This window comes from Piscinibacter gummiphilus (assembly GCF_002116905.1).
Taxonomy (GTDB): Bacteria; Pseudomonadota; Gammaproteobacteria; order Burkholderiales; family Burkholderiaceae_C; genus Rhizobacter; species Rhizobacter gummiphilus.
Genome location: NZ_CP015118.1, coordinates 3,149,907 through 3,164,079, shown reverse-complemented (window position 1 = coordinate 3,164,079; position 14,173 = coordinate 3,149,907). Strand labels below are relative to the sequence as shown.

General features: G+C 66.8%; 11 protein-coding genes and 1 pseudogene. 1 reads left to right on the top strand and 11 read right to left on the bottom strand.

Going from position 1 to position 14,173, the window contains the following annotated elements:
- Position 1: 1 nt before the first annotated feature.
- The 4 genes from A4W93_RS14140 to A4W93_RS14125 form a co-directional block, all read right to left on the bottom strand.
- Positions 2–2,203, bottom strand: coding sequence for an ABC transporter substrate-binding protein (locus A4W93_RS14140; protein WP_085751209.1), 2,202 nt, complete (start codon positions 2,201–2,203; stop codon positions 2–4).
- On the bottom strand, positions 2,200–3,213 hold the full coding sequence (locus A4W93_RS14135) for an LD-carboxypeptidase (RefSeq protein ID WP_085751208.1): 1,014 nt from the start codon (positions 3,211–3,213) through the stop codon (positions 2,200–2,202). Before A4W93_RS14135 ends, A4W93_RS14140 begins: the two co-directional genes overlap by 4 nt.
- Before the next feature lie 11 nt (positions 3,214–3,224).
- Positions 3,225–3,803, bottom strand: a complete 579-nt coding sequence (gene tadA, locus A4W93_RS14130; protein WP_085751207.1) for a tRNA adenosine(34) deaminase TadA — start codon at positions 3,801–3,803, stop codon at positions 3,225–3,227.
- Positions 3,804–3,883: 80 nt separating this feature from the next.
- Positions 3,884–4,288 carry a hypothetical protein gene (locus A4W93_RS14125; RefSeq protein WP_157131657.1) on the bottom strand — a complete coding sequence of 135 codons (405 nt, stop codon included), beginning with the start codon at positions 4,286–4,288 and terminating at the stop codon, positions 3,884–3,886.
- Positions 4,289–5,479: 1,191 nt separating this feature from the next.
- Between A4W93_RS14125 and A4W93_RS14115 the strand changes: the two genes are divergently transcribed.
- A complete protein-coding gene (locus A4W93_RS14115) occupies positions 5,480–6,463 on the top strand; it encodes an aldo/keto reductase (protein WP_085751205.1) in 984 nt (327 codons plus the stop codon).
- 470 nt (positions 6,464–6,933) lie between these two features.
- On the opposite strand, the pseudogene A4W93_RS14110 reads toward A4W93_RS14115, so the two are convergent.
- The 7 genes and pseudogenes from A4W93_RS14110 to A4W93_RS14085 form a co-directional block, all read right to left on the bottom strand.
- A pseudogene (locus tag A4W93_RS14110) lies at positions 6,934–7,888 on the bottom strand (IS5 family transposase).
- Positions 7,889–7,974: 86 nt separating this feature from the next.
- Complete coding sequence (locus A4W93_RS29660; protein ID WP_157131656.1) at positions 7,975–8,637, bottom strand: hypothetical protein; 663 nt, start codon at positions 8,635–8,637, stop codon at positions 7,975–7,977.
- A gap of 8 nt (positions 8,638–8,645) precedes the next feature.
- Complete coding sequence (locus tag A4W93_RS29655; RefSeq protein ID WP_157131655.1) at positions 8,646–10,313, bottom strand: hypothetical protein; 1,668 nt, start codon at positions 10,311–10,313, stop codon at positions 8,646–8,648.
- Positions 10,310–10,861 (bottom strand): type 4 pilus major pilin, encoded by a 552-nt coding sequence (locus A4W93_RS14100; RefSeq protein WP_157782157.1) that lies wholly within the window; start codon positions 10,859–10,861, stop codon positions 10,310–10,312. Before A4W93_RS14100 ends, A4W93_RS29655 begins: the two co-directional genes overlap by 4 nt.
- 13 nt (positions 10,862–10,874) lie before the next feature.
- Positions 10,875–12,047: a hypothetical protein gene (locus tag A4W93_RS14095; RefSeq protein ID WP_085751202.1), complete on the bottom strand. Its 1,173-nt coding sequence runs from the start codon at positions 12,045–12,047 to the stop codon at positions 10,875–10,877.
- A complete protein-coding gene (locus A4W93_RS14090; RefSeq protein ID WP_085751201.1) occupies positions 12,044–13,792 on the bottom strand; it encodes a GspE/PulE family protein in 1,749 nt (582 codons plus the stop codon). Before A4W93_RS14090 ends, A4W93_RS14095 begins: the two co-directional genes overlap by 4 nt.
- Before the next feature lies 1 nt (position 13,793).
- Positions 13,794–14,006 carry a hypothetical protein gene (locus A4W93_RS14085; protein ID WP_085751200.1) on the bottom strand — a complete coding sequence of 71 codons (213 nt, stop codon included), beginning with the start codon at positions 14,004–14,006 and terminating at the stop codon, positions 13,794–13,796.
- Between the last annotated feature and the right edge of the window lie 167 nt (positions 14,007–14,173).

Sequence of the window (14,173 nt, the reverse complement as noted above, 5' to 3'; positions counted from 1 at the left end):
TTCAGCCCTCCCCCGCCAGCGCGACCGCGGACTCGCGGCGCCGCCATGCGCGCCAGCCGAGCACCGCGACCGCCACCGCACCGGCCGCCACGAGCACCAGCGGCCACCACACCGGCCGGTTCCATTCGTGCTGCCGCGCCGTGCGCATCACCGGGTCGATGCGGTGGTAGCGCACCATGTCGCGCCCCATCACGCCCGGCTTGCCGTTGGACACCCAGGGCGCGTAGGCACCGGCGGCATACGGGTGGTAGCCGAAGATCCATGGCGCGTCCTCGCGCACGATGGCCACCATCTCGTCGATGACCTTCTGCTTCTCGGGCCCGTCGTCGAGCAGTTGCAGCTGCTTGAAGCGCTTGTCGAAGGCCGGGCTCTCGTAGTTCGCGATGTTCTCGCCCTCGTGCTTCGACTTCGCGTTCGGTCCGTAGAGCAGGAACAGGAAGTTCTCGGCGTCGGGATAGTCGGCCACCCACCCGCCGAAGAAGATCTGGTGCTTGCCGCGCAAGGTCTTCTCCTGGTACTGGTTGAAGTCGGTGGCGCGGATCTCGAGCTGAACGCCCAGCTTGGCGAACTGGCGGATGGTCCAGTCGAGCTCGGCCTTGATCTCGGGCGTGGGCGCGCGCTGGAAATCGTAGTTCAGCACGAGCGGCCGACCCGTCTCGGCGTCGCGCCCGTCCGGATAACCAGCCTCGGCGATCAGGCGCTTCGCCTCGTCGATGGACCGGCGCACCACCTTGCCGTCCTTCACCTCGTGCGTGACCGGGTTGTGCCCCTCGACCGTGCCGTGCCGCGAGCCGAAGATGCCCGCCGGCACCGGCGAGTGCGCGGCCTCACCGGCCTTGTAGAGGAAGATGCGGCCATAGCCCTCCTCCCAGTCCATCGCGATGGACAGCGCCTGGCGCAGCTTGCGGTTCTTCACCTGGCGCGCAGTCGTGTCGCCCTTCCCCACCACGGGGTCGAGCATGTTGAATCCCATGTACCAGGTGGTCAGGTCCACGGTCTGCGGGAACTGGAAGCCGCGGTCGTCGAAACGGGCGCGCGTGGCGTCGGCGTCGTTCATGTCGGCGAGAAACTCCACGCCCCAGTCGGCCCGTTCGATCTCGGGGATGTCGATGAAGCCCTGCGCGAACTTCGACTTGAGCGGCACCCGCTCCTTCTCGACGTTGAATTCGACGCGGTCGATGAAGGGCATGGGCTTGCCGCAGTCGTCGAGCAGCTTCGCCGCGCGGTCCTCAGGCTCGCCTTCGCACGGGTACGGGTCATTGCGGTACAGCGGGTTGCGCTCGAGCGCGTGGTGGCGGTCCTGCTCGTACTCGCGCAGACGGTACGGCCCCGAGCCCACCGGCCAGCGCTGCAGCGCGAGGCCGTTGCGGGCCATCCCGGGCTGGGCATAGAACGCGTCTGCTTCCCACGGCACCGGCGCGGCGAAGGTCATCGCCAGCCAGTACTTCCACTGCGGATACTTGCCCTTGATGCGGATGCGCAGCGTGTGCGGGTCCAGCGCCTGCACGCCCTCCAGCGGGAACTTCCGGAAGTCGAGGAACGGGCGGTCGCGCGCGGCCAGGTCGAGCCCGGCGCGCAGGTGCCGGTCGGCCTCGCGGATGGTCTCGCCATAGGCCTTCAGGCCCACCACGTACTCCGAGAACACGCCGAACACCGGCGCCTCGATGCGCGGCGTGGCGTGGCGCTTGAACGCGTAGACGAAGTCGTCGGCCACCACCTCGCGGGTACCCGTCTCGGGGAAGTCGAACGGGGACCGCTTGCCCTCGGTGTCCTTCTCGGTGAGGTGGTGGTAGCGGTACGCGCCCGACGCGTCGCGGGCGAAGGCCGGGTGCGGCGCGTACATCACGCCCTTGCGGATCGGGATGTCGTAGACGCTCTCGGCCACCCGTTCACCGGGCACATCGTCCGGGAGCGGGTGGCCGTTGGCGTCGAGGAAGTGCGGCGCCACCACGGCCTCGGCCAGCTTCGGCACGAGCTCGTACGGCCGCTTCAGGTAGTGGTACGCGTAGAGCGGCTCGTACACCTGGTAGACCACGGGGGTCTCGTTGTTGGCGTACGAGGCGGTCGGGTCCAGGTAGCGGGGCGACCGCTCCTGGAAGGCCATGAACAGCGTGTTGGTGCGCTCGCTGCCGCGCGGGTGCGGGCTGTTGTCGCATCCCGCCAGGCACACCAGCAAGACCGCCCACAGCCAGCGCGACGTCATCGCGAGCGCTTCGTCCGCTTGGCCGGGGCGTGGCCGTGGTCGTGCGCGTGGTCATGACCGTCGTGGTCATGGCCGTGATGATCGTGATGATCGTGATCGTGGTGATCGTGGTCGTGCGGCGTGGCCCAGCCCAGGAACGCGTCGCGCCCCTGCACCGCGAGCGTGGCCTTCACGCCCACCGGCAGGCACACCTTCGTGGGCACGTGGCCGAACGGCAGGCCCGTGAGGATCGGCGTGCGGGTCAGCGAGCGCAGGTGCGCCACCACGGTCTTGAGCGTGTAGCCGCGGTCGAGCGGCGACTTCTTGAAATCCGTGAACGAGCCGAGCAGGATGGCCTTCTGCTTGTCGAGCACGCCGGCCTGGTGCAGCTGCAGCAGGTTGCGCTCGATGCGGTACGGGTGTTCGTTGACGTCCTCGAGGAACAGGATGCCGTTCTTCACCTTCGGCCAGTGCGGGGTGCCGAGCAGCGAGTTCAGCACGCACAGGTTGCCGCCCCACAGCTTGCCGGTGGCCTCCACGCCGTCGAAACCTTCCTCGGTGCGGAACCCCACCGCTTCCAGCTGACCGGTCATCGCTTCGACGAAGCAATCCGGGGTCACCTCGTCGACCGTGTCGCCACCGAAGTCGCTGCACGCGAGCGGGCCGGCCCACGACGGCGCCTTGCCGTGTGCGAGCAGGCCCAGTTGCAGTGCCGTCATGTCGCTGTAGCCCACCCAGCGGGTGCCGTGCTCGACGCTGCGCACGAGCTTCTTCCAGTCGATGCGGTCGAGCAGCCGCGTGAGGCCATAGCCGCCGCGGGTGGCGAGCGCAACCGACGGGCGTTCGGCGGCCAGACGGTGCAGCGTCGCGAGGCGTTGGTCGTCGTCTCCGGCGAAACGCTGGTGGCGCGCGAGCGCGGCCTCGTCGACGGTCACGTCGAAACCCCAGCCGGCGAGCCGCTTGGCCGCCCGTTTCAGCGGAGCGGCCTCGGCGACGACGCCGGACGGGGTGAACAAGGTCAGCGAGGTCATCGGCAGGAATCTCAGATGGGGGGGATGAAGGAGTCGACCTCGACGGCATCGCCGGTCGGGATCGTGTCGTCGGATTCGTCGGCCGCGGGCGGGGCCGCCGCGGGTTCGGGCACCGCGCGGCGCTGCTTGTAGAGGGCGCGCCGCTCGGCGAAGAAGTCGCGCAGCACCTGGCCGCATTCGTGGGCCAGCACGCCGCCCTCGATCTGCGTGTGGTGGTTCAGGCGCGGTTCGCCGAACAGGTTCACCACGGAGCCCGCGGCGCCGGTCTTCGGGTCGGTGGCGCCGAACACCACGCGCTTGAACCGCGCGTGCATCAGCGCCATCGCGCACATCGCGCACGGCTCGAGCGTCACGTACAGCTCGCACTCGGGCAGGCGATAGTTGCCGAGCAGCGTGGCCGCGTGGCGCAGCGCGACGATCTCCGCGTGGGCCGTGGGATCGTGTTCGGTGATGGGCCGGTTGTAGCCGGTGGCGATCACCTGCCCGGCACGCATGATCACGGCCCCCACCGGCACCTCGCCCACGAGCCAGGCGTTGCGGGCCTGGTCGATGGCGATGCGCATCGCGTGGTCGTCTGCGGGGGAACTCATGCGGTCGGGCGCTCCGGGTCGAAAGGATGCGGGATTTTATGCGAGGGCATCCCCGCCCTCGCCTCGTGCACCGCCGTGGTTCACCACTTGCAGTCGGCGTCGCCGCCCAAGGCCGCCTGGGCGAGCGGGATCGCGCCCAGCAGGCCCTTGTCGGCATGGGCCGTCCGGCAGTCGCCTTTGCCGGCCTTCTGCATGTCGTCGGCCAGCTTCGACTTGCGCTCCGGCGGCGGCGGCATCAGGTTCAGCGCGCCACGCGAGCCCGGGTTCGACGGCAGGCCGCTGCCACGCATCGACGGGTTGAGGTCGAGCTTGAGCGGCGGCGGTGTCCCGGCCGGCAGCGGCGAGGCGGCGTCCGGCGCAGTGCGCGCCGGCGGCGGTCCGGCGGGCGATCCACCGCGCAGGTCCACGCTGCCGGCCGGGGCCGGTGAGGAACGCAGCGGCGCCACGGGCGCGGGCGCCGGGACCGCGGCGGGCGGTGCGGGCACCGGAGCCGGAGGCGGCGGGACAGGCGCAGGCGGCGGCGGCACCGGGGCCGGAGGCGGCGGGACGGGCGCAGGCGGCGGCGGCACCAGGGCCGGAGGCGGCGGTACGGGCGCAGGCGGCGGCGGCACCGGGGCCGGAGGCGGCGGGACAGGCGCAGGCGGCGGCGGCACCGGGGCCGGAGGCGGTGGTACGGGCGCAGGCGGCGGCGGCACCGGGGCCGGAGGCGGCGGGACAGGCGCAGGCGGTGGCGGCACCGGGGCCGGAGGCGGCGGGACAGGCGCAGGCGGTGGCGGCACCGGGGCCGGAGGCGGCGGGACAGGCGCAGGCGGTGGCGGCACCGGGGCCGGAGGCGGCGGGACAGGCGCAGGCGGTGGCGGCACCGGGGCCGGAGGCGGCGGGACAGGCGCAGGCGGTGGCGGCACCGGGGCCGGAGGCGGCGGGACAGGCGCAGGCGCAGGCGGTGGCACGACAGGCTCAGGCGGCGGAGGCGCCGGCACGGGAGGCGGCGGGAGCGGCACGGGTACGGGCCGCGCCGGCTGGGATGCCGCGAACTCGGTCGGCGCGGGACGCGGTTCTGTCGCCACCGGGCGGCGCTCGGCCGGCGGCAGCCGCGGCGCTTCGGGCACGTCCCGGGTCGGCGGCAGCTGGATGATCTCCCTCGACGGCGCGCGCGGCGCGGGTGCCAGCGGCTCGGGCGGGGGCGGCATCGCGGGTTCGGGCTCGGCCGGAACCGGGGCGGCCGGCACGGGAACCGGCGACGGCGCCAGCACGATGGTCAGCGGCCCCCACACCGTGGCGTTTCGGGCCGGCGCCTGGCCGTCGCCCTCCGCGCTGCCGAACACCACGATGACCAGCAGGTGCAGCAGCATCGACAGCACGAGGAACTGCGCGAGCGTGTCGCGCCGGACCGGTTTTTCCGGCCCGCCTGTCAACACGGCCGCCGTCACCGCACCGACTCCCAGGCCGCGCAGCATGCGGCACGGGCCACGCAAGCGGCCTTGGACGGAGGGGCGAGGAGCGGAACGGGCATGGAACGCGTCAGTCGGAACGGCCTCGACTGTATCAACGACCCCGCGCTCCGCCGCGGGGATGCCCGGTTTGGCATCGCGGCGTTCCGGAAAGTCATTGGGATTTCACGCCGCCGCTGCGTACGATCTCGGTCCCGCGCCTCGGGCGCCTGAGGGAGAACCTCCTTGGAATACCGCGAACTCGGCCGCACCGGCTGGAAGGTCTCGACGATCAGCTTCGGCGCCTGGGCCATCGGCGGCACCTGGGGCCAGGTGGACGACACCGCGTCGATGGCCGCCCTGCACCGCGCACTCGACCTCGGCGTCAACTTCTTCGACACCGCCGACGTGTACGGCGACGGCCACAGCGAACGCCTGATCGCCCGCCTGCGCCGCGAGCGCAAGGACCCGTTCTACGTGGCCACGAAAGCCGGCCGCCGCCTGTCGCCCCACGTGGCGGACGGCTACGACCGCAAGAACCTCACCACCTTCGTCGAACGCAGCCTCGCCAACCTCGAGGTGGAAGCGATCGACCTCCTGCAGCTGCACTGCCCGCCCACCGACGTGTACTACCGGCCCGAGGTGTTCGGCGTGCTAGACGACCTCGTGAAGGCCGGCAAGCTGCGCCACTACGGCGTCTCGGTCGAGAAGGTCGAGGAGGCGCTGAAGGCCATCGAGTACCCGGGTGTGCAGTCCGTGCAGATCATCTACAACATCTTCCGCCAGCGCCCCGCCGACCTCCTGTTCGAACAAGTGGCCAAGCGCGGCGTGGGCATCCTCGCGCGCCTGCCGCTGTCGTCGGGCCTGCTGTCGGGCCGCATGACCCGCGACACCACGTTCAGCCCCGACGACCACCGCCAGTTCAACCGCGAAGGCGCCGCCTTCGACAAGGGCGAGACCTTCTCGGGCCTCGACTACGCAAAGGGCCTGGAAGCCGTCGAAGCCCTGCGCCCACTGGTTCCGGCCGGCTGGACCTTGCCCCAGTTCGCGCTGCGCTGGCTCACGATGCACCCGGCGGTGACGTGCGCCATTCCGGGCGGGCGCAAGGTGGCACAGGTCGAGGACAACGTCTCGGCCGCCGACCTGCCATCGCTGACCGCGGCGCAGATGGACGCGGTGAACGCGGTGTACGAGCGGTTCGCAAAGGGCGAGGTGCATCACCGCTGGTGACGACCGGCGGCGCTCCGGACGCCCCGCCCCGTTCCGGGATGTCGCCCTGCGCGCACGCCCCCCGAACCCTCCGCGAGAGCGGACGCAAGACCCCATCCGGGACGCCTGCCACGAACCCGTCGCCGGAAGCTATGGCGGAGCACTCGCACGGCGAATACGTGCGCCCGCCATCCTCCGCGCATTGGCGACAACCTTGACGGGGCGGCTTCTTCGCCGTAGCGCCGTTCATCCGCGCGCGGACGGATCACAAGCCTCCGAGTCAAGCCGACACAAAATTGTGGGGATCTTGTGTGCTGTCAGCCCAGCGGTCAAATCACCCTAAGGAAGGTCTCCACAACGTGACGACAGTCGGCACGCGGACGAGTTGGCCGGTAGGCCAACGGCTTTCTTGCTCGGTCAACGGCACGCGAGGTCACTGCGAGTGCTCATCGCGGCCGCCCGAGGCCGCGTCAGGCGCATTCCGGACGCACTTATCCCTTTGCTCTCGCCAATTCTCGCCGTGCCATCCACAGATTCGACAGCGCGAACAGCGTGACGATCTGCGCCGCGTTCTTCGCCAGACCTCTCTAGCGAACCTTGCTGTAGCCGAACTGCCGCTTGAGCACGCCGAACGGGGTGCTCCACCTTGGCTCGCACGCTCGCCTTCAGATTCTCGAGCTGTTCGCGCGCGTAGTCCGACGCGGGATTGAGCTTGCGTCGCTCCGTCGCCCGCATCGCCACGTGCCATTGCGGCCCCTGCGCCTCAGCCCGCTTGTGGACCCCGCGATAGCCCGCTTCCCCCGACGGCGACTTCCTCCTCTCCGTGCAGCAGGCGACCGGCCTGCGCCACATCGTTGACGTTGGCCGACGTGCCGATGACGCGGTGCACCAGTCCCGACTCCGCATCGACGCCGATGTGCGCCTTCATGCCGAAGTACCACTGATTGCCCTTCTTCGTCCGCTTCATCTCAGGGTCGCGCTCGCCGTCGGCGTTCTCCGTCGAACTCGGCGCCGCGATCAACGTGGCATCCACCACCGTACCCTTCTTCATCAGCAGGCCCTTGGCCTGCAGGATGTCGTTGAGCACGCGCAGCATGTCGGTGGCCAGGTCGTGTTTCTCCAGCAGGTGGCGAAACCTCAGAATCGTCATTTCATCGGGCAGCCGCGCCACCCCGTCGCCCAGCTTGGCGAATTCGCGGAACACCGGCATGTCGTACAGCGCCTCTTCCATCGACGGGTCGCTCAACGCCAACCACTGCTGGAGGTAGTGAATGCGCAGCTCGTATCGATGGCAAACGGCGGCCGGCCCGTCTTGGCCCTCGGGTAGTACGGCTCGACGATCTGAACCAGCACGACCCGGGGCACGACGCGCTCCATCTCCTCGAGAAACGCGCGTTTGCGAGTCTTCTTCGTCGACAGGTCCAATCCAAGTCCTAGTTGCTTCATGCTCGCCGCCTCCTCGTTGCTCACCGAATCAACTTACGCAAGAATCGGGCGAGTTTTGCAGACATTCCCTAACTCACGTGAACGAGCTACTGAACATATTTTTCGCACTGCACATCGAATGTCGGTTTCGGCCCCAAAAGGTAGCCATTCCAATACAAATCGATCGACCGCGAAGAAGAATCCGACATGCTACCCGGGAAGTACAAATACTGCGTCACAAAAATATCACCGACCTCCGCCGTGTACCCAGGAATGTCGTAGTAGCAAGCGTAAAACTTCGCTTTTGGACTACTAAAATCCGTTGCACTAGGCAGCCCCACATCAGAAGGATAGAGGCGTGAATTTGTTGCGTACGCCGAAATATTAGCATAATCTTTCACAGCAAATCCAAATGTCTGCCCCGGCATAACAATGAATGCGATGTACCTATTATCCCTAGCCACCACAGCACCATCTACAGTTGCTGTAATTCCATCATGCCGAGCGCCTCCCGCATGCGCAAGAGTCACTTTAATCATTGCAGCAGATTTATTCACAAACGGCCCGTAGTCAGTGAAGTAGTCGCCATCAGACTGAGACCCCAGCCACACATTTTCATAAAGCGGATACAACTTCAATTCCGCACCGCCCCCTAGGGCAACACCCGAACTCCCGCGCATATACCCACTATCAACAGAATCTCCCGGCTTTGCGCATGCGCTCCCCGCGGCCGCCAGCGCAATGACTGCGGCCAGAAAGTTTTTTTCCATCTTACCTCCTACGAAGGATAATGACAGTAAACTAGAGCGATCAAATTTCCGGCCATTGGCACGCGATCTGACGATCGTTCAAGTACAACAGTCCACGCTTCGCCCTCATCGATCGCAAAGCGATTTATTCCAGAAATGGTAGATGACCCAACGGCAGGTACGTCTTCATTATTTGGCGACAAGATAATAAGTGCTTCCGCCGCACGGCCTCCACTTGAGTTACATATGGGCTTAACCACCCGGACTGCACCGCCCGACATATTCAGGGCCATCGAATTTATCAGCGTAAAGTTGGAAATTAGCGTGGAAGTCCTTAGGAAGGAACCATGGCGACAAATTAGAGACTGCCGATCATCAAGGTCCGTGGCGCTCATTCCATCAGGCGCACAAGAAGCCCCTGCCCTCGACATTCTCAGCCCGATGATCCAGCGCCCGCCAATACAGACAGTAAGTGAATGGTCGGCGGTTACTCCCAAACCTATCCCAGGTGAGGAGCCCACGGCTTCTTCGCACGCTGCACCTTCTTCTGCTGCGCGAGTAAGGTGAATGCTTCCTGAGACCAATGCATTGGGAACAAAAAGGCCTTCAGCGCGCAAAGTAGCGAGAGTACCCGATGGGCCTCGAACGAACAACTCTCCGGATTCCGAGCGAATCGCGCTAGGATCGGAACGATCAAACAAGCTCCCAGACGCAGTTTGCAGTCCGGAGAATCCATTGATTCGTTCAGAAGTAGAAACTCCCGAGGGGCCAACTTGGCTATAATTCCCTAGTTCGTTCTGGAATATCCCGTCTCTACTATTAATCAAACCACTGCATCTGACAGTAAGAATTCCGTTTGGGGCGGCTGTGATGCACGGATCCAAAGCCGGCCCGACACGAACGCCCCCGTCAAATGACGCAGCTCCTCGAACCGTTGCGTCCCCCGCTACGGTCAAGTTGCCTTCGGCACTTAGGTTTCCTCTCAGCAATGGATCCCGCAAATCGCCTACGCGAACAAACTGGTTGAAACCGCCCGTCTGGGTTCCGAATCGCATGGCGACTACGCCAGGCGGGTTGCCTGCTAGCGGATTTGGTGCGGTCCAGGTGCCGTGAAATCCGGAGATCGTCGCGGGCGCCGTTGGGAGTGACACTCCCCCGTCAGCACCCGCCTTGGTGAGGATGGGGCCGATGACGACGCCGTCCACTGCCGAGGTTCGGCCCATGTCCAGGACGGGGGCACCGAGTACGACCATGCCCTGGACATCGCAGGCTGGGGGCGGGCAGCCCGCGGGGATGCGGTGGAACGCGATGCGGTACGGGCCGTCGTTCAGCGTGGAGCGTATGGCCGACCATTCGGAGGGGAGGTATCCCATACCTCGAAGTTGGCTGACCGTGGGGGACCAGGTCAGTTCGCCCGTTTCGGAAGAGGGGGTGACGACGATTCCGCCTTTTTCGATGGGCTGCCCTTGCTGGATCGTGTTCAGATGCTCGTAGACCGCTGCCTGCGCGGCGTTGCGCAGGGCTTCCAGGACGGAGGCCTCGGCGAGACCGGATGCGCGTTTCGCTTCGATCTGCCTCGCTTCCAGCGCTGTCGCGGCCGCAAGCCCGGTGACCACCAGGGCGAGCAGCGCAAGGATCAGTGCGTTGCCTCGCTGCTGGCGGGCACCGGGTCGCCGTCGGGACTTGCGCAAGGTCATGTGCGTCCGATCACCCACGTGATGTCCGCGGCGGCGTTCGACGAGCAGCCGGTGTTGAGCGCGGCCACGTCGACCGCACGGTTGGCCTCCTTCACCACGGTCGTCCCGATCCGGATTTCCCGGGCGAGGCCCTGGGTGCCGTTGATCACGCTGGAGCAGAGCGCTCGAGGGATGTTCGGGTAGACCAGTTCGGCGGTGCCCGTCCCTGTCCCTCGTTCGCGCATTTCGATGGTTCCACCGAACTTGTTGCGTGCGGCGGTTTCCGACACCTGCAGCCCCTCTGGAATGACGCGCGAACCGACGGCGATGCCGGTGGTCAGGCCGGAGTAGGAGTACTGCCCGTAGTTCTGCTTGACGTTGCCGATGATGGTGTTCACCTCGGCCACCGTGGCTTGCACGGTCGCTGCTCGATCGGCGTCCTGGTACTGGGTGACGCCGATGGCCACGACGATCCCGCCGATCACCATCGACAACAGCGTGAACAGGACCGCATTGCCACGGGATCGGCGACGCAAAGGGGCTGTGCAGGGACGTTCGGCTTTCTTCATGGCTCTCTCCTCCTTATGGCTTGCTCTCGTCAAGCCGGGTTGTTGAAATGCTGCTCGATCGCCGCGAAGCGTTCTTTGCCTCATGGGCCTGTTTCAGGCTCATCAACGTGGACGGCTCCATCAGCGCCGAGAATCTGCCGGGCACGGTCAGGGTCGACAATCCCATGAACGTACAGACGGACAGAAGCACGCCGACGATGGCGACGTTGGCGATCACCGCGGCGCGCCGGACGCCCTTGAGCACGCGTTCGCTCTCTCGCGTTCCCAGTTCGATGAGCACTTCGGCAAACGTCGCGGAGGTGCGTTGCAGGGTTGCTGCCCTGGCCAGCATGTAAGGCGAGAGGACTCCGCGGCTGAACGCCTCGATGGTGTTGGTCGGGTTGTCGTCGAGCGACCTGAGCACGCGGGTGAGGTGCCAGCGCATCCAGCTCGACGAGCCTTGCGCGATGTCCTCGAGCGCCCCCTTGAGGGTGCTGCCGTTGGACAGCAGCATGGCCAGCGCAGAGAACAGCAGGCCGGACTGGAAGTCGCGGTAGAGACCGTAGACCGGCCACCCTTCGACCCACAGGCGCGCCCTCCCCCTCCAGCGCGGCAGCGACACGAAGGCCGCCGCAAGGAAGCCCACCAGCAGGGTCACCATCGGCAAGCCGAACTGGTCCATCAGGATCGCCATCTGCCGCGCCCAGCCGTTGCTGCCGCTCCAGAGTTCATCCTTGACGCAGTCGGGCGCACTCCGGTCGATCGACAGGATCACGTCGGCCAGGATCTGGATCAGCACATAGCTCAACGGCAGCATCACCAGCGGGAAGAACGCGTAGCTCAACACCGTGGTCCGCATGGTGCCTTGAGCCTCGACGGCGTCCGCCAGCGACAGCAGCGCGCGGGCCTTGTCGTCGGCGTGGTCGACGCCGACGATCATCATCATGTCGCTCGCGGGCATCACGCCTTCGAACAAGTGCCCGACCCGCCCCGCCTGATGGCCGCCCTGGAAGCGCGCGAGCATCATTCGAAGCGCCGCGGCGCGCGCCCTCTGCCGCGTCCGGACCGCGTTGGCGATCTCCCCCTCGAAGAATCCCATCATGGATTCGTTGCGGCGGAACATGTCGGCGAGGTCGCGGTAGAACTCGGCTCGTTGGGGGCGAAACACGAAGATCCAGCACCACTGGATGAAGCGCCTGAAGATCATGTGGCCCCGCCCTTCTTCGGCGGCAGTTCGAACCGAGAGAAGGCGTCGAACTCTTCGCAGTTCCGCGCGTCGATCTCGCCTTGAAGGGCCTTCCACAAGGCGTGCTCGAACACCGTCTTGCCCGTCATGTCCGGGCTCAGGAAGTCACCGTCCGATGCCGCCCGGTAGTGCATCACCGCGGCGTCGTCATCGTTGTCCCTCACCCGTCGCAGCCAGGTCCGGTCGGGCCGCAGCATCTCGGCCACGATGGTCTTGCCCTTCGTGCCCCGGCCATTGCAGTGGGCACAGCCTCCGGGATGCTCCCAGCGCAGCCGGTGCGTCGGCACCCGGAAGCGCTGAGCGAGCACGTCGACGATGTCCCGGACGTCCGCATCCCTCGAGGCGGCAACCGGTGTCGTCTCCGCGCAATGGGCACAGAGTCGCGGCACGAGGGCCTGGTACACCAGCAGGTTGAGGATGTTCGGACCCGTGAGCGCCTGGCGCGACAAGCCGATCTGGTCGTTGGTGAGCCTCGGGATGATCGTGCTGATGAGGTGCGCGTGGACGGTCCCCATCGCGAGGTGGCCCGTCTCCGCGATCTGCAGCGCGAACAGGGCGGTGAGCCGGTCGCGGATCTCGCCCATCATCACACCGTCCGGGTCACCGCGCATCAGCGCCCGCATGGCATCCGCATAGCGCGACGTGGTGAGTTCGTCGTCCGCCAGATCCCGCAAGACCTCGATCTGATGTGCCCCTGCGATCTCGTATTCGATCGGGTCTTCCACCGTGTAGATCGACTTCGCCTGCAGGTTCGGCAGGGTTTCGATCAGGCACTTGAGGCTGGTCGACTTTCCCGAGCTGGTGACGCCGGCGATGAGGACGATGCCCTTGCCCGACCGCGCGGCCTCGCGCAACAGGCGAAGCTGGCTGCGTGCGTAGCCGGCCTTCTCGAAGGTGATGGCGTTTTCCTCGCCCGAGCGCAGGATCCGGATGACCGCCTTGGGGCCCGCCCTCCCCTTGAAGTTCTGGTAGCGGAGCTGCCCGCTCAGGCCCGGCAGGTTGAGTGCGATCATGCAGGAGACGAACTTGTCTTCGGTGTACTGCGAGACGTTGTTGCCCTGCCGGGTGTTGTTGTAGCCGGCGGCCAGCGCATCGACCGCCTCGCCGCGCGGATACTTCCCGCAGTGTCCGTCGGGCAGGACTTCCAGCCGCCCGTCCACCCTCACCCGGACCTGGGCCACGTTGCCGCTGACATCGACGTGGAGGTCCGTCGCATCGGCGCGTGCCGCGAGTTCGATCCAGTGGTTGAACAGCCGGAGCGGCTCTCCCCGTCCTCGCGACTGTGTGCTGAGCCCGACGTTGCGCATGACGATGCGCATCACCTCCGGTGTGGCGACCAGCTCCTGCACGATCTGGTAACCCTTGGCCCGCAGGTCACCCTTCAGGGCGCGCACCTGCCACTGCAACTGTTGCAACTGGGCCTCCGGCATGGCCGCGCAGATCACGTGGACGCGCTTGCCGCCGATGTCGGTCGCGATCAACCGCTCCTGCTGTTCAGGTGGCAGGCGATACACCGGATCGTCTCCGCCCGTCAGCAGCCGCTGGTACGGAGGGACGTCCGCGTACTTGTCGATGACCTCCGCCAATCGCAGAGGCTCCGTGGCCACGAATTCGGATCGGCGGTGCAGCGGCGCCTCCGAACTGACCTGATCCAGCTCCCCCGGTCGCGTGCCGAGCACCGGCACGGCTCGATCGAACCATTTCATGTCACGACCCCGAGGTGGACAGCAGGAAGGTGCGTGTCGCCAGCTTCGCCCCCTTCGAGCGCGGCTCCGTGGAAAGCACCACCTGACCTGCGTCGACGCGCGAGACCAGCCATCGGGTGCCGGGCACACGTTGCCCCTGGGACAGGAGAAAGGGTGTGCCGTCGACCAACACCTCGGTGAGCACGGCCGCGGACGAGATGACGACGCCCGTCACGACGATGTCAGGCGCCTCAGGCTCCGGTGCCTTTGCCGCAGGAGGCAGAGGCAGGGGCGCAGCAGCTGGAGGCGATTCCCTGCCAGGTGACGCCGGAGGCAGTGCGGGGAGGTCCACGGGCGGACGGACACCACTGCGTGCGATGGCCGACTCGATGACCGCCCGTT